This window comes from Sphingobacterium puteale, assembly GCF_003627955.1.
In the GTDB taxonomy this organism is placed as follows: domain Bacteria; phylum Bacteroidota; class Bacteroidia; order Sphingobacteriales; family Sphingobacteriaceae; genus Sphingobacterium; species Sphingobacterium puteale.
In genome coordinates this window covers 1-19,239 of record NZ_RBWS01000025.1, presented here as the reverse complement: position 1 = coordinate 19,239, position 19,239 = coordinate 1, and the positions used below count along the sequence as shown (strand labels likewise).

At 42.7% G+C, this 19,239-nt stretch carries 18 protein-coding genes and 1 pseudogene; 6 read left to right on the top strand and 13 right to left on the bottom strand.

Translation table 11 applies throughout. The annotated features are described in order from the left end of the window. Positions 1 to 3: 3 nt before the first annotated feature. The 6 genes from D7322_RS24800 to D7322_RS24775 form a co-directional block, all read right to left on the bottom strand. The gene (locus D7322_RS24800; protein WP_121126873.1) at positions 4 to 270 is read right to left on the bottom strand and encodes a hypothetical protein; all 267 of its coding nucleotides are present in this window, start codon (positions 268 to 270) and stop codon (positions 4 to 6) included. An 82-nt stretch (positions 271 to 352) separates the two neighbouring features. Beyond that, positions 353 to 841, bottom strand: coding sequence for a DUF5675 family protein (locus D7322_RS24795; RefSeq protein WP_183078836.1), 489 nt, complete (start codon positions 839 to 841; stop codon positions 353 to 355). Next, positions 841 to 1,470 carry a fibronectin type III domain-containing protein gene (locus D7322_RS24790; protein WP_121126872.1) on the bottom strand — a complete coding sequence of 210 codons (630 nt, stop codon included), beginning with the start codon at positions 1,468 to 1,470 and terminating at the stop codon, positions 841 to 843. Before D7322_RS24790 ends, D7322_RS24795 begins: the two co-directional genes overlap by 1 nt. Positions 1,471 to 2,038: 568 nt before the next feature. After that, positions 2,039 to 2,356, bottom strand: a complete 318-nt coding sequence (locus D7322_RS24785) for a MerR family transcriptional regulator (protein WP_121126871.1) — start codon at positions 2,354 to 2,356, stop codon at positions 2,039 to 2,041. Between the two features lie 112 nt (positions 2,357 to 2,468). Continuing rightward, positions 2,469 to 3,548, bottom strand: coding sequence for a histidine kinase (locus D7322_RS24780; RefSeq protein WP_121126870.1), 1,080 nt, complete (start codon positions 3,546 to 3,548; stop codon positions 2,469 to 2,471). Further along, positions 3,538 to 4,380, bottom strand: coding sequence for a LytR/AlgR family response regulator transcription factor (locus D7322_RS24775; RefSeq protein WP_121126869.1), 843 nt, complete (start codon positions 4,378 to 4,380; stop codon positions 3,538 to 3,540). Before D7322_RS24775 ends, D7322_RS24780 begins: the two co-directional genes overlap by 11 nt. 139 nt (positions 4,381 to 4,519) lie before the next feature. Between D7322_RS24775 and D7322_RS24770 the strand changes: the two genes are divergently transcribed. The 4 genes from D7322_RS24770 to D7322_RS24755 are packed head-to-tail and all read left to right on the top strand — an operon-like array spanning position 4,520 to position 7,200. Then, on the top strand, positions 4,520 to 4,822 hold the full coding sequence (locus D7322_RS24770; RefSeq protein WP_121126868.1) for a hypothetical protein: 303 nt from the start codon (positions 4,520 to 4,522) through the stop codon (positions 4,820 to 4,822). After that, entirely contained in the window at positions 4,806 to 5,267 is a 462-nt protein-coding gene (locus D7322_RS24765) for a hypothetical protein (protein ID WP_121126867.1), read from the top strand. Before D7322_RS24770 ends, D7322_RS24765 begins: the two co-directional genes overlap by 17 nt. A 49-nt stretch (positions 5,268 to 5,316) precedes the next feature. After that, complete coding sequence (locus D7322_RS24760; RefSeq protein ID WP_147430543.1) at positions 5,317 to 6,219, top strand: hypothetical protein; 903 nt, start codon at positions 5,317 to 5,319, stop codon at positions 6,217 to 6,219. Positions 6,220 to 6,228: 9 nt separating this feature from the next. Beyond that, the gene (locus D7322_RS24755; protein ID WP_121126865.1) at positions 6,229 to 7,200 is read left to right on the top strand and encodes a helix-turn-helix domain-containing protein; all 972 of its coding nucleotides are present in this window, start codon (positions 6,229 to 6,231) and stop codon (positions 7,198 to 7,200) included. 179 nt (positions 7,201 to 7,379) lie between these two features. Here D7322_RS24755 and D7322_RS24750 read toward each other — a convergent pair whose 3' ends face one another. Beyond that, complete coding sequence (locus tag D7322_RS24750; RefSeq protein ID WP_121126864.1) at positions 7,380 to 8,300, bottom strand: RpnC/YadD family protein; 921 nt, start codon at positions 8,298 to 8,300, stop codon at positions 7,380 to 7,382. Between the two features lie 318 nt (positions 8,301 to 8,618). Between D7322_RS24750 and D7322_RS24745 the strand changes: the two genes are divergently transcribed. Continuing rightward, complete coding sequence (locus D7322_RS24745; protein WP_183078835.1) at positions 8,619 to 8,906, top strand: helix-turn-helix domain-containing protein; 288 nt, start codon at positions 8,619 to 8,621, stop codon at positions 8,904 to 8,906. A 173-nt stretch (positions 8,907 to 9,079) separates the two neighbouring features. On the opposite strand, the gene D7322_RS24740 is transcribed toward D7322_RS24745, so the two are convergent. The 5 genes from D7322_RS24740 to D7322_RS24720 form a co-directional block, all read right to left on the bottom strand. Next, positions 9,080 to 11,542, bottom strand: a complete 2,463-nt coding sequence (locus D7322_RS24740; RefSeq protein WP_220700169.1) for a phosphocholine-specific phospholipase C — start codon at positions 11,540 to 11,542, stop codon at positions 9,080 to 9,082. Continuing rightward, positions 11,542 to 13,032, bottom strand: coding sequence for a SusD/RagB family nutrient-binding outer membrane lipoprotein (locus D7322_RS24735; RefSeq protein WP_121126951.1), 1,491 nt, complete (start codon positions 13,030 to 13,032; stop codon positions 11,542 to 11,544). Before D7322_RS24735 ends, D7322_RS24740 begins: the two co-directional genes overlap by 1 nt. Positions 13,033 to 13,044: 12 nt before the next feature. After that, positions 13,045 to 16,266: a SusC/RagA family TonB-linked outer membrane protein gene (locus tag D7322_RS24730; RefSeq protein ID WP_121126863.1), complete on the bottom strand. Its 3,222-nt coding sequence runs from the start codon at positions 16,264 to 16,266 to the stop codon at positions 13,045 to 13,047. Between the two features lie 177 nt (positions 16,267 to 16,443). After that, positions 16,444 to 16,911: a DUF1579 family protein gene (locus tag D7322_RS24725; protein WP_183078834.1), complete on the bottom strand. Its 468-nt coding sequence runs from the start codon at positions 16,909 to 16,911 to the stop codon at positions 16,444 to 16,446. Positions 16,912 to 16,959: 48 nt separating this feature from the next. Then, positions 16,960 to 17,460, bottom strand: a complete 501-nt coding sequence (locus D7322_RS24720; RefSeq protein ID WP_121126861.1) for a DinB family protein — start codon at positions 17,458 to 17,460, stop codon at positions 16,960 to 16,962. A gap of 402 nt (positions 17,461 to 17,862) precedes the next feature. Between D7322_RS24720 and D7322_RS24715 the strand changes: the two genes are divergently transcribed. Beyond that, positions 17,863 to 18,546, top strand: coding sequence for an ATP-binding protein (locus D7322_RS24715; protein ID WP_220700168.1), 684 nt, complete (start codon positions 17,863 to 17,865; stop codon positions 18,544 to 18,546). A gap of 1 nt (position 18,547) precedes the next feature. Here the strand turns inward: D7322_RS24715 and tnpC are convergent. Beyond that, positions 18,548 to 19,147, bottom strand: a pseudogene (gene tnpC / locus D7322_RS24710) (IS66 family transposase); the annotation flags it as partial. Positions 19,148 to 19,239: the final 92 nt, after the last annotated feature.

Below are 19,239 nucleotides of genomic sequence, written 5' to 3'. Positions count from 1 at the left end.
TCATTAAGTTTCACGTTCCGCTCCTTTCTCCGCCGGGCTTGTCCTGTTGACATCTTGCTCCGTTTTTTTTTGCGGACTCTCCTGATCTTTGGGAGCTATGTCGCCCTTCTCGCCTTCCCTTTTCGGCGGTTCCTCATCAATGACAGCCTCCATGATGCCCAGGCCGATAGCCAGGTATTTTAGAATCGCCAGCACCTTTCCCGGCAGCTTTATCGGTGCCGCCAATACCAGCCCGAGCGCCTTTCCTATTTTATTGATTATCTTTTTCATCTTTAATTTATTTTGTCATGAGCTTGCGCTGCTCAGTTTGTTTTCGACGGGTTCATGTACTATCCAGTTTGCGGTACCGCGCCTACAGATCCTCACTCAACTTTGCGTAGTTTCCCTCCACCAGCATATGTCTGATCGTCAGCATCGCTTTGCCTTTTTTTACATATTCGATCACCTCCTTATATAAGTTCTGGTAAGCCTTCTGCGATTGATATACTTCATAATCTCTGTGGCTCTTGTCTTTATGGAAGTAAGTACCCACCAGCAGGCAACCTGCCGTATCCACATGCGTATTGCCGATATGGATATAGATATTATTGAAGCCCGGGACATCTTTGATCTCGATCATCCCCTGATGCATATCCGGAAAACGCCGCTTATAGGCAGTGTTCATCCCACCCCAATAGTTGAGCCCCAGACCATACTTTCCGGCAGGAATACAGGTCTGCCCTTTGATTTTATGCTCACGTATGCTGTCTTCGAGGACATAACATTGAAATAGGCCATCTATATACAATTCGGACAGGGTACTATTTTTCCCCTGTCTGACTCTTTTTAGCAGCATATTCATCAGCGTACCAATATCGTGGCAGCATTACTCCAGTCGCCCACTCCTTGAGTATTGATGGCGCGCACCTGTACTTCATAGAATTTGCCCACCTCCAAAGGAGCAATGATATTGCCCCGGGACGAGGTCGTGGTAAACCGATCTCCCCATTCCGTGGGGTTGTCCGTTCTGATACGATAGCGGTATTCATAGATGGTCGCTATCTTCTGTGGAGCAAAGTCAAGTCTCACCTGTCCGGACTGCCGTCCATCCGAGAGCCTTACATTGTCCACTTTTAGGGGTACCTGATTGCCAAATGACGTGCTATTGGTTGGGAAACCCGAACTCAATAAGGTAGAGAGATGACCCTGGGCCACTGAATTGACATAATACCCCAACTGTTGCATCGCCACGATAAGCGGCTCCCGGCTCTCATCCTTAAGTGCGGTATCTTCGGGCGATCCACGTTTACGGGCAACGGCCAGTTTGGCCGTAAAATCCGCCAATAAGATCTGTATATCCGCCAATGCAGGCGCCGGTGTCGGGTACTTGACATTGTCCGTCATAGCACCGATAATCGTATTGCAGCTGATGACCAATTCATCATCTTTCATTTTTCCAAATCCGATCAAGGCTTTCATTTTTGTCGCCATATTTATTCTGTTTTATTGACCTGCCAATGCGATCTGTCGACATTGGCCGTGTCGGTTAAAAATCTGTTTGTTAACGATTAAATATTCCTCGCGAGATCATTTAATGACACAAACATAATATGGGAATAGACCGGGAATGAAGTTTTGAGCTAGATTGACCTTCATTGAGCCAATTTGAGCCAATCTGATCGGAAATAGGCCAGAAAAGGATGATTTTGCGGAGTGACTGCTCATTTTCGCACAGTAAAATAGCGATTCCGTCACTAGGAATATTCGCATAATCCAATGACTAATCCGAGCATACCAGTGAAAAGTCCATTTGGCCAGGTGGGGAAATGAAACAGACCAGTGTTTGTTCAAACTTTCCGGGTGACTGAACAGCAAATTCCCCCGACTGCGCCAACCAGTCAGGGGGAATTTCTATTCAGTCACCTAACTGTTCGTTTTCCCCAAGCGGAAAAAACGAACTGCCACCGGTCTGTTTCATACTTTTGGTTGGGAAGATCGCAAAGTCACAGCGCGAAGTCACCGATCCTTAGCGCCAAATCCAACTGCTGCCGTCCGCAAATTATATTTTACCTTTGAGCCTGCTCCTTTCAAGCGCCTCAATCAGGTCTTCTTCAAAGTAGCGGTCATCGCCGGTGAGCGTCATCGGATTGAGCACTCCCTCCCGCACCCGGCGCTTATAGGTCGACACACTGATACCAAGGTAATCCGTCACTTCGGTATGTGTCCAGAGTTTACGTTCACGCAGTGGTTTCTGTTCTATTTTCTTGGTTTTAAGGATATGAATCAGGGTAGCGAGCAAGCCGTATATCGCTACTAAAATTTCTGTCAATTTTTCAATACGATCTATTAATGCATATAGGCATACACTTAAGTTCATGGTCTATGGTTTTAAGACCATCGACGCACAGGTGGGGCTATTTCAAGGTCTGCCAAGCCCTGCAAAATAAAGGAAATGCCCACGGATGGTGAAGGTTTATAATGGATTTAAGTTACGCATTTTTCTGCTCTATTCGAACATTGTCTATACGATGCCGATAAAAAGATACCGAAACGCTAAATACGGATTCATTATTGGACAGCACTATTCCCGCATGCTGTGGATCCAGCAGACGTAGCTGTCGCTCTATTCTTTGCAGCGCTGTATTGTGGCTTACCGTGCCGGTCACCGCTTTGGCGGCGACTCGGTTGGATACCTGTATCTTCACCATATTACCCTCTGTCAGAGCGATCAATATCTGTATAGGATACTTCTTTCGTGATGTCTCGCCATATTGCAGGGCATTTTCGACCAGGTTGAACAGCAGCATTTTGGGTACTAAGAAGTCTTCATCTACACAATTTTCATACGTTATATAAATTTTGTGATGCTTTATAAATTCATATAGATTGACCAATTTGTGGGTCATCTGCATTTCAAGCCGCAACGATAGCCAAGGTCTATTATCTATTTTTAAATAAAAGGCAGCGATCGTGCCCAATATCCCCACCGCCAGCAGTGCCTGATCCGGAGACTGCCTGATCAGGGTACGAATAGTGGCCATGCTATTGCCGATAAAGTGCGGATGAAGGTGTTTGGCGATCGCCTCCAGCTCCCACTTTTGTGCATCTAAAGACATCTCATCAAGCTTGATTTGCACAGACCGGTACGCCAGCCACTTATCGACACCAAACCGCCAGCTATACATAAAGAAAGCGACCAACATGGGCGGTAGAATCAAGAATATAACCGGCCAAAAGTTGGCAATTTCCCATTTCCTCGGAGTAAAGACCAGCGCTCCGGTAAACAGACTGAAAATAATCGGTATCGCCACAAAAAAGGCCATGACCAACGTCATCCAGACCCCTAGCAGATACGCATTGAATCGGGACCATTTGAATATATTGGGCAGCAGGACATAACGGGACAGGCCATAAACCATTATACTCAACAGCAAAGCGACCAGCTGATCACGCCAGCCCTTAAATGCTGTGGGTACGATCAGGAAGACATAAGCCAGCGCAAAGACAATCGTCATACACAGTACGATATTTTTGAGCCAGGTCAGCATAAATTGTTTTCTAGCCGGCATGACCTGACCATTTGAAACCGGGATCCATTAGCTTCAATCGCATGTCAAGTTCCTCCGCACGAGATCGCGAAACATGCTGATATTTTGGTCCGATATAAACGCCTTCCAGCAACACTTTTCTAACATAGTTTATATTAATGAACACAGATGGAGTGACACGGACAAATCTCGGATCCTGCCGGAGGGTATCCTCTATGTCCAGCATCCTTTTATTGAGCACGCCCAATAAAACAAACTGGTCATCGGGCCTAAGCCCGTAAAAATGAATATAATTCCTTGATTTTTCCAAATAAGCAATTTCCGCAAGTGCGACTGGAATTTTTTCATATGTCCTTTTGTTTTCCGGATGCTTTCGCATGGGCGGGCCACTCCTACGCGCAAGATGGAGTTCACTATTAGGATCTACAACATCTAGAAAGATCGTGGATACGACTCTCCTATCCCGACCAGCGTTACTAGCAGGCGCTTTATGCTGTAAATGTTTCAATAAGCCCAGCAGTTCATCCACCTCAATTGGTTTGGACAAGAAGCCGTCAACATACACTTTATGGCCCTGTAAAGCATATTCCTCTGCATACCCCGTAATAAAAACAAAGTGGGAACAATAATCACGGAGCCTTTTAATCGCGTCCAAGCCTGAATGTTCGGGCATCTCAATATCACAGAAAATCAGATAGACCTTTTCATCCGCATTTAAAAAATGCAGTTCGGCATCTTTAACGGAGGTAAACTTACCCGCTATCTCAAACAGGCCAAGCTCTTCCAATACGGCGGCAGTGTCCTCCAGTGCCCCGTACAGATCATCGATTATAACCACAGGAAATTTGCGCATAATAGGTTCATGTCGGTTGGTCACAAAAATACTTATAGCCGTAAAGTAAATAATTACATCCGATACAAACAAATAATTAACCCGCTGTTATCACCTGATTTTATCAATTTAAAGAAATAAATAATTAAAACACATTATCATGACAAAATTCAAGTTACCTTTTTATCTAATTGGCGCAGGACTATTTTTCGCAGCCGGGGTGATTCCTTCCTCTTGGACTACTGCACCTGTACAGGACCGAACAAACGCAAATTATTTGCACTTGGAAGCGTTGGATCACCCCATTCAAGATGGGCTATCTACCCGCTTATTCTTCCCTGCCTCAACAAAAGAACAGTTGGCAAATCATCTGAATAACAACAGTTGCTCTAGTGAAACCTATGTTAAGGCTGATTTTTGTACTAGGCTGTGCCATACATTTCAGTATGGCATCAGCCTATAACCTCGGCATCATTTTTAAGCTTCCGGACCGTTTGCCCGGACTATTGAGGTATGTTGCCCGCTATCAGGATCTCGCAGGTCTCAGTGGCGGCTATACATTTTATGGTCCTAGTGTAGGCATGCAGGTGCGGCTTGAATACATTCAGTATCAAGAAGAAAGCCAAACCTTCCTGGGCGAACCACGGATACAAAGTGCTACTGGTATGCTCCGGCTCAACAGCTACCTTCAATCAAGCTCGTCATTTCTTGACAGCAGTCAGTCATACCTACAGGATCAGGTGCGTGCATCAATCAGCAACCTGACAGTCGGTCTGTCCGATATTGTCGCTGCCGACAGCATTGCATGTCGTCTTATCGCCAAACATCTGCCAGCATCAGTTGAGCAAGATAAAGATTCGCTCCATTCGTCCCGATATATTATTCTGTTTGAGTATATAAAAAATTAAGTTTATGCGCAATGAAGTACAGTTAAGCACCGACACGAGGCTGCCCATCATGTTAAGGGGACTTGGCCTGCTGCTATCCCTGGATATGTGGCGGCTATGGCCAGACCTCAGTATGCTATTTGGCCAGGGTATTTTCCTGGACCAGCACAGCATTTCATGGCAGCAAAGACCAGGGACACTATCTATCCACACCCTGATTGCCCATTTACCGGAGTACACGCTAGCCAGCCTAGAATGGATCCATTTCTTTGGCTTGCTATACATCATCTGTGGGTTAGCCTTGTTTTTTGACCACTATCGCAGCGCCGCAATGCTGGGGCTCATTATATTGCATTATCTTTTTTTTATCGCCAACTATACCTGGAGCTACGGGGCGGACTATCTGGTACAGACAGGACTATTCTTCGGTGTCATTTTCTGCTGCTTCAAAGGCAGCTGGCTACCCAACGACAAGTGGGCCACACTTGGCGCTACGATTTTTAGGTTGCAGCTTACTGTCGTGTATTTTTTTGCTGGCTTGGGTAAAGCCATTGGCCCTACCTGGTGGAATGGCGAAGCCGTTTGGAAAGCCATACAGCAACCACTGGCCCCAGCATTGTTTACTATTCCCCAATCCGCTCAGCAGTTCACGGCTATCTGGGCCGGACTAGGAATCGCCACCCTGCTTTTCGAATTGGGATACCCATTGCTCTGGATCAACCGCCGGATCCGTATCTACATCAGTACCGGCATTATCCTGATGCACCTTTGCATAGCCCTGACGATGGGCTTGATCCATTTTTCCAGTCTGATGATCTGGTACAACCTCTGTGCCTGGGACCATCCCCTCTTACATTGCATTGCCAAGCCAATGATAAAACCACTTGAGACCACCGAGCCAACGTTACAGGTGCGAACGGCGACAGCGGATCTCGATACAAGGGAAGGAGGTAATAACAAACACATTAAATAACCAAAATTTATGAAAAAAACATTCCATTTTAGGCTGCCCGAAGTAGACCAATTTAGCGATCAAATAAAAGCATTTTTACCCAAATTGGCCGATTCATCGATACAGCGTTATGAAGATACAGGCATTCAGTTCACTGAAGAGTACATTGACTATCATAGCGTCATCTTCTATCGGTTGCAGGCACAGGTACAGCAACATATCAGGCTGTCCGTCAATACCAGCAAAGCAGATTATCATCTGCTCTATAATCTCGGCTCACCGCAGGAGGTCGTTATCGAGCAGCCCAAGAAGGAATGCAAGGTATCGCTACCTTCCCAATATCACAGCTATGTATATATCCCCAAAGGGGAGATAGCGGTAAATCTGGTTGCCGGAACTTACCTGATTTATGGTGTTTTGGTCGATATCGGTTTTATTCGACCGGCCATTTATAAGGAAAACCACTTTTTATCCGAATTCAGAGCAGCCCATAGACGTGATAAAAAGCGACTCTACCAAAGTGCTATCTGGCCTATTAAAGAGCGAACACGTTATCAGCTATCTTACATTGAAACGTATTTATTTCAGTACCACAAAGAGCATGAAGTCATTGCGATAAAAGTGGTCTATAATCTGTTTGATATTGCCATTGACAAGAATTTCAGCCTGCATGAAAAGTTAGATCCCGACCAGTTGCTTGCTAGACTTGCCAGGAAGATGGTCACTGATCAAGCCACGCAGATTTTTAGCAGCTGCTCCATTCAGACAATAGCCGAGCAACTACAGGTAGACAAGAGCAAATTGAACAAAATCTATAAAGCCATCTATGGTGAAAGTCCGAAACAGACCTGGACTAAGCATTTGATTCTGAAAGCGAAGGAGTTATTGCGGAGCGGACATTCGGTCAAAGAGGTAAGCAATTATTGTGGTTATGGGCAACAGCAAAATTTTTCGACTTTTTTCAAGAAACATACGGGAGTCTGTCCAACTCAATATAAATAAAAGCCATTCACCCTCCATATTTGTTGTTCATTCCTGAAATCGGACCTTTCGTCCCTAAATGGAAATGAAACCACAGCACTATACCATCCCGTTACCGAATGATAAAAAAACGCACAACAATAAAAAACCATTCCTTGCGGGGAATGGCTCATATTAAATCATTTATGACTGTTACGTTATTACAGCTTTTCGATCTCTTCTATGGATAGCCCTGTACCTTTTGCAATATCGGCTATAGCAATACCCATTTTCTTGAATTCCAGTGCAATTGCAATAGCTTCTTCCCGCTTACCTTTTTCAATTCCTTGTTTAAGGCCCTGTTTGAGGCCTTTTTTCTCTGCCTTATCTAATAAATATTCTTGAGTGCCCATTGTATCGCTCCTTCCTATTTTTGTTTTTATTTCTTTTTCAAATATACTCAAAACTTGTTCGTCATCAAAACTTACATAGTAAGTCAAAAAGTCGTATAGCCCCTGACGTGTATCCCTGTCCATCTCCCGCTTCATCATCTCATCATAAAGATCATGTTTAATAGCCTTCAATCCCTCGTCGTTAATCTTTTTGTTAACAATAGCCAACAATGCAGTTAGGACAATTACAGAAAATGGATTCTTATCCGACCGTAATACATCCTCCTCCTGATCCAGAATCTTGTAGCTATTGAAATCATAGCGCAATGAGGTTCCCATAAATTCCTGACTATATACCATCGGACGATAGCTTTTATTACCATCTGCCATGATTGCAATAGCCGTAACGGGAACTTTGTAGCGGTCCCATATTTTATAAAAATAGCGAAACATTCGCTCAGCCAAGTCTCCCTTGCCCTTACTACTCTGTATCTCTACATGGCACAGCACATACTGTTCGCTCCCGTCCTTTAAGAAAACCTTTACTAGTTTGTCAACATAACGGACTCCCTTTCCGTTACTTTCAGGAGGAAACAAGCTTTCGAATTCTTTATCAAGATAATCAAAGGGTCTGCTCAAATCAAAAACAGCTTCTGCATCCGTAAAAATAAATCTTAAAAAATGTGAAAAAGTTTGTTCTAAAATAGATTTCCACAACGGGTCATCTACCCGTCTTGATATTTGACTCATAACAACTTATCAATTGGTTAATTTGACAAAGATAGAAATTTTCAATACAAAATACTAATTATTTTAGTAAAAATGTTAAAACGCATTATTCTAGATATCGTATATTTTTTCCAATACCGACTTTTCTGCAGTTCACCCTCCATATTTGTTGTTCATCCCTTATATTGGGTAGGAGTAGAAAAAGAAGCAATTCAATCGATTATTTAAACCTCTTGTCATTTCAAACTTAGTTCGAATCTTGTAATGACACCTTATTAAATGTTTGTTATTTCAGTCAAATTAATTAAATTTGTCCATAATATCAAACAAAACAAATGTATGGGCATAAAAAAACAAGTCGTTTTCCCTAGACTAACCAAGCTTATGGAGCAAGTTGGTGAGAATATAAAACTAGCAAGAAAGCGTCGCAAACTAACAACCATTCAAGTTGCAGAGCGGGCGGGAATCGCACGCTCGACATTATACCTGATCGAAAAAGGAGATACAGGTGTAGCATTTGGCGCATATTTAAATGTGCTTCGTGTATTGGGTTTACAAGATGATGTACTACAATTAGCAGCAGACGATGAATTAGGAAGAAAATTGCAAGATCTCGAATTATTATAGTAAACGATGGCACAAAACAAATTTGATATATACGTATACGCGCACTGGAAAGGTATGACGGATCCCAAACTTATAGGGATACTTTCAGCACACTTTGCCAAAGCCACTCCCCTTCGGAAATGGCTTCAACAATATTTATATAATAGCTAGGCTATTTGAGCTTTTCGGTTTCCTCAACGGATCATTCCCCCCATTAACGGATCCGTATAACTCGGCAGCCCTGTCTCAATATGCCCGGCGTACCGAAACTTAAGCTGTGGATCTTCAGGACTTGTTACTTCGACGTCATACCAGCCTTTGCTTTCACTGCAATCCACTTCAATCACTTTGCGCGCACCACTTTTAAGTATTTGCGACTCAAATGTACCGTAGGCACTATCCACTAACTGCAGATCTATTCCGGACGACTGCACTTCCACACAAAGAACCGGACTACCCGAAACGACCTTGGTATACACATCGATATTCGGTATATTTACCTTATTAGCCTCAACTGAACGATAGAATCCGTTAGGACCATGGAGGGCAAAGGATACCCGATCTCCTGATACCTTATCAAGCTGCCAATCGTACTGCAATTGGTCACCGTCCTGAACGGCAAAATTCCACACTTTCCCTTTTTCATGTCCATCATAAGGAATATATGAGATGACAAAGTAAGGAATGCCAGCACCAGGTTTAAAAGTATTCAACCTTTGGTCTAGTTTAGTGCTAATAGAAAAAATAGTGTCTGTACTGGCCATCTTTACCTGTAGATCATAGTGCAGCGCACAGGCCTGCTTCCATCCCTGTTCCTGCATCTGTACAGTGCTATGATATTGACCTGTTGCCCTAATCTCTGCTATCTTTTGGCTATCAATTTGTACAAAATCGGATGGCAGCTTTTTGTTCCGTGCAGAGAATATCCGTTCGACATATGCATTCCGGTCAACAGAAAGAACGTTGGCTTTAGACACTTTGTCTATCGGACGGAAAGCTGTTGTCAGATCGCCACACACCATTCTGCGCCAGGGACTGATATTATCCTCCCGGACAGTCTTCCCTGTTTTCTTTTCTAAAAAATATTCCAAAAATTGAAGACAGGAGGTATGGTCGAAAACTTCCGAATTGACCCATCCGCCCTTTGACCACGGTGATGCAATGACCATCGGCACACGATAACCCAATCCAATAGGGCTTTCCAAGGAGGCATTTTGATTGTTTGTACGCTTTCTCTCCTGCTCTTGGGTCACGTATTCGTCCGTGGTATCTATTCTGGAGACTGCCCCTTGGTCGCTATTAGAACTCAATGGCGGAACAAATGGGGCTATATGATCAAAATATCCATCGTTTTCATCATAGGTCAAGATAAATATAGTCTTTTTCCAGACTTCAGGATCTCTGGTCAGAATATCCAACACCTCCGAAACATACCATGCTCCATACCAGGGTGAGCCCGGATGATCTGAAAATCGACAGGGAGCGACCAGCCAGGATACAGTAGGTAATTTTCTCTCTTCGACATCTTTTCTAAATTGATAGAAAATGTCGCCCGCAGGGACCTCAATTTCTTGCCGTTTTCCATCCGCTGTGTAAGCTATTTTATCAAGTTTGTGATAGTTTGGATCAGCCATATTGGTCACAAAGGCATTTCGATGGATATCCTTTTCAAACTGGGATAGCCTTTCGAAGTTTTCCGGAGAATACTGCATCACATCGCGTAGTAGACGTGCCAGTTCAGTTTTGGCTTTACTCAGCGATTCGGCTTTCTCATTACCTTTAACTAATCGCTGCAACTCCTCTATCCGCTTTTTCATCCACTGATAATGCGCCGGGTGATATCTTACGCCATATTGCTTATGAAATTCGAGATTGTTGTCCGTAAAATTGGCTAGCCAATCTTCCTCTTCACCTTTAAATCCAACGGGCAGACTCAACTCATTTTGGTACACCCGCCACGATATCCCAGCTTCCTGTAGCCGTTCTGGATAAGTCTTCCAGCTAACGTCCTTGTAATTGATCTGTCCATTATCCACATGGGCAACAGATTCCGGATTACGCGGCTGCTCACGCACAGTACCGGTCCAAAAATAAGAACGATTTGCACTGGTACCGGTCAATGAAGAGCAAAAATGCTGGTCACATACCGTAAAAGCGTCTGCAAAGGCATAATAAAAAGGAATATCCGCACGATTATAATAGCCCATTGTCAGTGGCATATTTTTATATTCGTCATTCCCCGAGCTTTTTGCTTCCAACCAATTATCCATTTTTCCGTCGTGGCGTGCAGCAACCATATCACGCCAGCCATGCGGCAGTGAGCCCATCCAGGTGGATTTGCTATTGACGATATCCAAATGGAAAGGTGCAAAATATGCACCTTCCTTATTTCCTTGTATCCATACCGGCAGGCCGTTTGGCAATTTCATCGCACGCGGATCATTAAATCCACGCACGCCTTTTAATGTGCCATAACAATGGTCGAATGATCTGTTTTCCTGCATCAAAAAGACGACATGCTCAGCATCCAAAAATGTGGATCCTTTGGGAGCTTCTATGGCCAATGCCTTTTGGATAGACTCCGGCAACCAATTTATAGCTGCCGTACTCCCGGCAAGCATGGCTGCTTTTTTTAAAAATGCTCTTCTCGAATCCATTATTTTAGCCACCAAGTCTGTAAATTAATATTATCATTCCCACCAAACTGTGATTTGATCGCATCGGAAACATTGGCGGTATTGTTATTGTATTCATCTTGCGGATACATCCATCGATAGGCTGTCTTTACATTGGCAGCTTTACGCAAGCCAGGATAGCCCGTGCGCAAGTGGTCAAAATACGCCGTGTAGCCCCCTTGATGAAATGACCGCAGATATTTCTGCATCAGGATACGCTCCAACTTCTGTTCGTTTGAACTGACAGCATCGAGTTTTACCGTATTTTGTGCCAAGTATTGAGCGGCTTGACTCTCATTGGTATAGCTGCCTACATTCTTCGCATATTTTTCATAAAATTTGAAAGATGCCTGTACCCCTTTAGCATAAGCTGTATTTAGATCTCCTGTAATCCAGCCTTTCAGTATGGCTTCAGCCAAAATAAACTGCATTTCTGAACAGCCCAATAAGACTAAGGGCTCTGCAGTAGGATCCTGATAAAACCGTTCGTGCACTTTGGATAGCTTTCCTAATACAGCTTTTGCATTGACCTGCGCATAAGGTACAATCGGATCACCGCCTTCATATGCAGTGAAATCATTGATGGCTTTACCTGCTTCTTTCCCCAAACGTGTCTGCGTGGCGACCACAAACAATCGGGGGTCCTTTAGGTCCTGTAACCGTTGGACAAAAGTCGAGTCCATATACATTCCCGAGCCATAGCCACTGGAATTGAACTCAGGGTAGCGGTTGCCATCCTGATTCAGGAAGACCAACTGTCCATCTTCGGCTCCGCTCACATCAGTAATCCTAGATTCACTGGAATAGATTTTAGCGAATTCTGCCGCCAGGTTAAACGGAAGGTCAGCCGATTTCTTCGACAGGGTTAACAATACTTTTAAGCGAAAAGAATTGACCAACTTATTCCAGTTCGCACTATTTCCACCATAAATAATATCACCGTTTATGGTATTATTATTTTTCTTCAATATCGCATTTGCTTCCTCCAGCTCTTTCAACAGGCCCACCAAAACGTCCTTCTGTGCATCGTACTTTGGTGTAAAAACAGCTGAGCTTTCGCCTTTTGCAGCCTCGGAATAAGGCACATCACCAAAAGTCAGGGTAAGATTATAGAAGTAATAAGCACGGAAAAATTTAGCCAGTGCCAAATAGTTCTCAGCGCCTATTTTCTCCGCCTCTTCGGTCATCTTCGTAATATTCCGAAGAAAACCATATTGCTCGAAGCTTCCGCGCTGCCAGTTATAAATCTGATTCGCATTTTCACCATCCGTTTGTACAATCATCTTTAAGGTATACAATGGCGAAGTACCATGCCAAGTACGAAAAGCGTCCCATTCTACTTTAGTCAGTAGCGCCTGTGGGTGAGTTGTCGTTGCTTCATTGGGATTAATGTTTACTTCCGTCAATTTCTGGCAGGAGGTCATTACTGAAAGCGAAAACAATCCAAAAAATATGTGTTTATTAAATTTCATCTTGCAATCTTATTAAAACTTGAAATCGAGTGAAAAACCGATATATCTGGTCGACGGATCCTGAAGGTTACCATCGTTACCAACACCAAAATCAGGGTCGATATAAGGCACTTTCTTCCACATCGCTAAATTGTATCCGAATACCGATGCGTTTAACGCAGTGAGCTGTTTTAGTTTGAATACCTTATTGACATCATAACTTACCGAAAGCCGACGTAATTTCACAAACGAACGGTCAAATACATTGGCAAAAAGTTTACTTTCGGCTTCTGTTACGCGGGCCTGATAAGGATAATTCTGACTCCAGGCCTGCCAATCCACGGCTGTGGTATTATTGGTATAGGTGCGTGTATCCGAAGTAATGTTGCCGTTCACATCGCGCGTAAGCTCTCCACCTGTTACAATCACACCATCCGGCACAAACACAGGCTTTCCGGCATCATACTGCTCTTGACGATATAAAACAGACGATGGATGCTTTCCGCCCCACCACATTTTTTCTATTGTGGTCGAATTCATTACACCACCAATAGAGCCATCAATATCAAGATTAACCTGAAATCCCTTAATTTTAAACTGATTGGCAAAACCAAATTGCCAATCCGGCTGGAAATAGCCCAAATATTGTGGGAAAGGATTTTTTGTCGGCATGCCGGTATTCGGGTTTAGGATTACCTTACCATCAGCAGATTTTTCCCAAACTGTTGCGTAATAACTGTCCGCACGATCTCCCTTTTTTAAGTTGCCAAATTTCGCCTGGTTATTATAGATCTCTTCGAGACGTTGGACCGCCCGTGACCAGTTTACGGTCGATGTCCACGAGAATTGGTCATTTTTGATGATATTTCCCGTTAAAGAGACTTCTAAACCTTTTGTACGGTATTTATTTCCATTGACTTTACGGCTAGTAAAACCCGAAGACTGTGAAATATTCAGATCAAAGATTTTGTCTTTCTCTACCACATTGTAATAGGTAATATCGGTTGATAGCCTATTGTCGAAGAAGGCCATCGACACGCCTGTTTCCAGAGAAATTGTCTTTTCAGGCAAAATAGCCGGGTTGACTAATTTTTCTGAGTAGCTAACCGAAGGTGTTGAACCGTAGGTTAAGTCTTTTTTGTAGGTAGCTGAGATACTATATGGATCCAAATCGGAAGCTGCTGTGGCCCAGGATCCATATAATTTGATAAAATTAATATCTTTGGGCAATTTAAAATAATCGGAAATAACGCTACTTAACGAAAGGGATGGATAAAAGTAAGACTGGTTTACTTCTGGTAAAGCTGAGGACCAATCATTTCTTCCCGAAAGATTCAAATAAGTCGATTTGAATACATTTAAGTTAACAGCCGCATAGACACTTCGCGTGGTTTTTTCGGTGATGCTGTTGGCTCCTTTTACCGGACCTTGCGTATTCCCTACGTTATAGACAAAAGGCACAACAAGGCCGTCGGTGCTGAGACTAACCTCGCGTAGGTTCCTTGTGTAGGTCGCTGAACCCGCATTAATAGTGACACCATAACTATCAGACCACTGCTTAATATAAGTGGCGAGCACGTCCGCGTCAAAATTAAGCTGCTTGCTGTCCCAGTTCTTATAATCGCCATTCCGTGAATCGCCATAATTCATATACGACTTGGGACTCTGCATATCCTGAAACAGATTCTTCTGCCTTGCGGCAGCGCGGCCTTTTATAGTAAATTCTGGAGAAATGCGCCATGTCAGGGCTGTCTGTCCATGCAAAATATCCTGATCATACACCTGGTTCAATTCGTAGGCCGCAAAATAAGGATTATTGTACCATGCATAATTATAGTTCGCCTGGCGATAGCCTTCCTGTCCCGGAATATAGAGATGGTCCTTTAATTCCTGTCCATTTACGTCATTCCCCATCCATAGCAAGATGGTATACATATGATTTTTAGGGCCATATCCATATCTCGGATAATTTGGCGACTTTACTTTATTATAGGAGAGGTTAAGATCCAATTGCACTTCGGGCGTAAAACGGTACGACGTATTCAGGTTCAGTCCACCTGTAGAAAGTTTGGTGTTGGGCACCTGCCCTTTCTGATAAGCATACTTTCCAGTTCCAAAGATGCTCACTTTTTCGGATCGGTAGGACAACGTTGCATTGTTCTCCGTGATTAATCCAGTTCCAAGGAAATCCTCCAGATTGTCGTGGGCTACCCAGTCGATCGGTACCCTTTCATAACGCGACTTATCGTTGTACTTCGTTCCGCTGACATCTCCCCACCAAGGAATCACCTCACCGGTCTGTTTATCACGGATGGGGCTATTCCATTGGGCCACCTTTATTCCGGAATTCAATTTGGGTCCCCAGGTCATATCACCATCAGAGATGCCCCCATCAGCACCATCCCAAAATTCATACTTACCGTTAGATCCACTTCCAAATTCTTTTTGCGATTCAGGAAAGACGGTAAATCCTGCCGAGAACATATTCGTCGTTCCCACTGAAAACTCCAGTTTATCACTTTTTGCACTTTTGGTCGTGATTAAGATAGCACCATTTTTACCACGTGAGCCATATAAAGAGGAAGCTGCCGTTCCCTTCAACACGTTGATATTCTCAATATTCTGGCTGGACATATCGTAAAAATCAGATTCAACAGGAATACCATCCACAACAATTAAAGGCGTTTTGCCCCGCAATTGAAAGGAAGGTGCCTGAAAAATACCTGTTGGATTATTGACGATCAGCCCAGACACCTGTCCCGTCAAAGCCGTACCAATGTTCATTGTTTTGGACTCTTTGAGTACGTCCAGTTTGACTTCCTGTGTAGCATAGCCGATCTGCTTTTTCTGCTGCTTGATCCCGATTGCGGTCACGACAACCTCGTCCAGTTTAGAATCGTCTTTTTCCAAAACAACTTCAAGCGGACTGTCTGTAGCCGTTATGGTGGTTGTTTTATAGCCTAAGGAAGAAATGCGGATTTGGTCCCCGGCCTGTCCTTTGAGAGTGAATTTGCCGTTAAATTCGGTGCGCGTACTCTGTTTACTGGTTTCGTTGATGATGGTACCACCGTCTATGGGCTTGCCATCTTGGTCTTTGACAATCCCTTTAATAACAGACTGATCTGGAATTTCGAACGCGATGACTTCGTTTGTGAGATTTGCCCAAACCGTGTCAACACTTGCTGCATTTAGTAATGCAAGTGCTAAGGTAACTTGGGCTGTTTTTCTAAATTGAGGTAGCTTAATAGGTTTCATTATCTTGAATTTGCGCCAAAATAAAGAAGCGAATATTAGCTATAGATAAAGATAGTATTAACAAAACAAGCTTAACAATAGCTTGTTTTTAGGTTAACGTCACTTATTCATTTACCTCAAGATTATCCATTTTATTTTCTGTTTTTTTGCCAGATAAGATAAATGAAAATTCATTGTCTACTCAACAGGCGAATAATTTGCATCGACGGCCAAGAATTCTTCACCATCGGGCGAGACATTGTACATTTTTATCTGAAGTGTCCGATTATTTGGAGCAGGTATTTCGATACGCCATCCCCAATTAGGGCTATCGACCACTTCGTAAGAACCCGTTATTGAAATATCGCCCTGCTCATTCATTTTTCCATAACAATTCATTATCCTTCCACCCATGCCCCAAGAATCAATCCATGAAGCTGTAACTTCAGATTGTTTATTGTTGTTACCCATTAATAGCATCCCTTCTTGCACTACACTTTCATGATACCAATCATAAGTAAACATTAGAAATTTGTTGTTAGCAACAGCTTTTATAGCCAAGTTTGATATCGAATCAAAGTTAGGATCGGGCAACCAGCTTAGGATCAGCCTATGGTTGCCTTTCCAAAGTCCAATGTATTTATTATTTATGTCTATTAGCTTCATAGTTATTTCCATTATACCTCCAAACATTGCTCCGAAGGATATTACACCCTATTGCTGCTGCCGCATCACATTCCAGAAATTATAGTCCAGCATGGGCGCTTTCACAACACCTACATGATGGCCTATGGTGACTATCTGACCGCGGTGATAGGTCGTATGAATAATCAAATGCTGGAGGTATTCATACTTGGGAAAATTAGAAGAGAACCATTGTGATTCGATGAGATGGGGCTCATTCATAGCTTCACTATTTTCCTTTACGTAGTCAGCTAAAAGTTTGGCTTCGTTAACGATGTTGTTCATTTCAGTTTCAAGATCCACCGAGGTAGCGATATAGTCAAAGCTTGGCGTCGGCGTGCCGCGGATCATCGATGACCAATACAGCTGCGTATCGCTAATGTGTTTGAGCGTTTTTGCAATACTGGTAAAGCTGGATGGACATTCCTTTTGTAACAACTCCTCAGGGTAGCTTTTCAACCAGGCAACCAACTGTTCGCTGACCCAAATGTTGTAATCAACGCTGTTTGTAATGAATGTTTTTAGACTCATGGTGTTCTTATTTTCTATTTAATAAAAATTTAAAATTGCGAAATGTTCAAAGATGTTTACGAAACTGCTGAACGCTACTAAACGTTGGCTATTAGCCAATTAAATATAGTGAATTTATATGGTTTGAAGCAATGCCAATAAATCGATACATCAGAAAATTAAAACTTAAGATATAGTTTCAGCATTTAACCGACCACTATTAACGAATAACAATTGTTACTTCTAAGTCCCCCAATTATAAATCTAAAACAAAGAATATGTTCAAAAAATTATTTTTATTCAATATTTTGATTTTCCATATAATCACAACTATTTAGCGGAATAGACAAATAGTTATAATCATACCTATAATACAAATAGAATTTTAAAAAGCTATAAACATAACTATAACTTTCCCTATATTTGACTTTTATTATAAACCAATACTATGTCAATTCCAAAAACTATTATTCGCCCACTGTATTTAGATCGCGTTTTGCCATTTATCGGAAAAAACCTTATGCAGAACTGCTCTCTGGCGATATTGCGGGAAAATTGAGTGGCCGTTTTATAGAAATAAGTGTCTACAGCCTTACCTATAACGAATTCTTGAGGTTCCAAAATTTGGGAGATTCACAAGACACGTTGTTAAAATATTTAAAATACGGTGGATTACCTTACTTAAAACATCTACCTTTAGAGGATGAGATCGTCTTTGAATACTTAAAAAACATCTATTCAACTATTGTATTTCGAGATATTATTAATAGGTATTCCATTAGAAATACCCTCTTCTTAGAGCAGCTTGTATTTTTTCTAGCCTCCAACACCGGAAGCCTATTTTCCGCAAAGAAGATTAGCGATTTTTTGAAATCGCAACAGGTCAATATGGCTCCAAATCAAGTTCAGGTTTACATCAAGCATTTAATAAATGCCTTTTTAATTCATCAAGTAAAGCGATATGACATTGAAGGAAAACGTCTCTTTGAAATCGGTGAGAAGTATTACTTTGAGAATCTAGGTATTCGTAACGCACTTTGGGGATATCGGCTACAAGACATGGGAAAACTAATGGAAAATATTGTTCACAATGTATCCGCCCTATGAACTACATGTCAGTTGATTTCTTGAAGTTTTGGGGATAAAGGTCTTTTATATCCTTATGGTTTATTGATTCTATATTTATTAAAGTATGCCTTAACCACTTAAAAGGATTTACTTCATGCTTTTTGCAGATAGCGAAGAAAGAATATATCATTGCCGCACGCCCGGCGGCTTCATGGCTGCCGGCGAAGAGCCAGTTCTTGCGACCGAGCGCTATGGGTCTGATAGCGTTTTCCACGAGATTGTTGTCTATCTGTAGGTTTCCATCATGCATATAAGCCGAAAGCGCATCCCAACGTGCATAGGTATAGGCCATAGCCTTTCCGATCTGACTTTTAGGAAGTGTGTTTTTTATCTCTTCGAATATCCATTTACCCATATCGTTGATAACCGGCAGCGATTCTTTCAGCCGTAGCTCCTTGACCTTATCAGGCGATAACTTTTCTTCCTTAGCTTTTCGTTCAACTTTATAAAGATCCTGTATCATCAGTAAAGCCTTTTTGGCTCTTTGCGGGTCATTTTGTAGGGCTCTCTCAAACTCACGGCGTGCGTGTGCCCAGCAGGCCAGATGGGTGATGTCTTTCTTTTTACCAAACTTTTCGTAGGCGGGTAAGAGGGCCCGGTTGCCCGAGCCTACTCCCCTAAGAACCGTGCGTGCAAGTTTCCCTGCACACGGCTCAAGTTATTTACAAGTCA

Bases quoted from the DNA above. Each gene is read 5' to 3' on its own strand.
- D7322_RS24735 (WP_121126951.1), bottom strand. From the start codon at position 13,032: ATGAAATTTAATAAACACATATTTTTTGGATTGTTTTCGCTTTCAGTA.
- D7322_RS24720 (WP_121126861.1), bottom strand. From the start codon at position 17,460: ATGAGTCTAAAAACATTCATTACAAACAGCGTTGATTACAACATTTGG.
- D7322_RS24725 (WP_183078834.1), bottom strand. From the start codon at position 16,911: ATGAAGCTAATAGACATAAATAATAAATACATTGGACTTTGGAAAGGC.
- D7322_RS24775 (WP_121126869.1), bottom strand. From the start codon at position 4,380: ATGCGCAAATTTCCTGTGGTTATAATCGATGATCTGTACGGGGCACTG.
- D7322_RS24800 (WP_121126873.1), bottom strand. From the start codon at position 270: ATGAAAAAGATAATCAATAAAATAGGAAAGGCGCTCGGGCTGGTATTG.
- D7322_RS24730 (WP_121126863.1), bottom strand. From the start codon at position 16,266: ATGAAACCTATTAAGCTACCTCAATTTAGAAAAACAGCCCAAGTTACC.
- D7322_RS24785 (WP_121126871.1), bottom strand. From the start codon at position 2,356: ATGAACTTAAGTGTATGCCTATATGCATTAATAGATCGTATTGAAAAA.
- D7322_RS24745 (WP_183078835.1), top strand. From the start codon at position 8,619: ATGGGCATAAAAAAACAAGTCGTTTTCCCTAGACTAACCAAGCTTATG.
- D7322_RS24780 (WP_121126870.1), bottom strand. From the start codon at position 3,548: ATGCCGGCTAGAAAACAATTTATGCTGACCTGGCTCAAAAATATCGTA.
- D7322_RS24755 (WP_121126865.1), top strand. From the start codon at position 6,229: ATGAAAAAAACATTCCATTTTAGGCTGCCCGAAGTAGACCAATTTAGC.
- D7322_RS24740 (WP_220700169.1), bottom strand. From the start codon at position 11,542: ATGGATTCGAGAAGAGCATTTTTAAAAAAAGCAGCCATGCTTGCCGGG.
- D7322_RS24765 (WP_121126867.1), top strand. From the start codon at position 4,806: ATGGCATCAGCCTATAACCTCGGCATCATTTTTAAGCTTCCGGACCGT.
- D7322_RS24760 (WP_147430543.1), top strand. From the start codon at position 5,317: ATGTTAAGGGGACTTGGCCTGCTGCTATCCCTGGATATGTGGCGGCTA.
- D7322_RS24750 (WP_121126864.1), bottom strand. From the start codon at position 8,300: ATGAGTCAAATATCAAGACGGGTAGATGACCCGTTGTGGAAATCTATT.
- D7322_RS24795 (WP_183078836.1), bottom strand. From the start codon at position 841: ATGAATATGCTGCTAAAAAGAGTCAGACAGGGGAAAAATAGTACCCTG.
- D7322_RS24790 (WP_121126872.1), bottom strand. From the start codon at position 1,470: ATGGCGACAAAAATGAAAGCCTTGATCGGATTTGGAAAAATGAAAGAT.
- D7322_RS24770 (WP_121126868.1), top strand. From the start codon at position 4,520: ATGACAAAATTCAAGTTACCTTTTTATCTAATTGGCGCAGGACTATTT.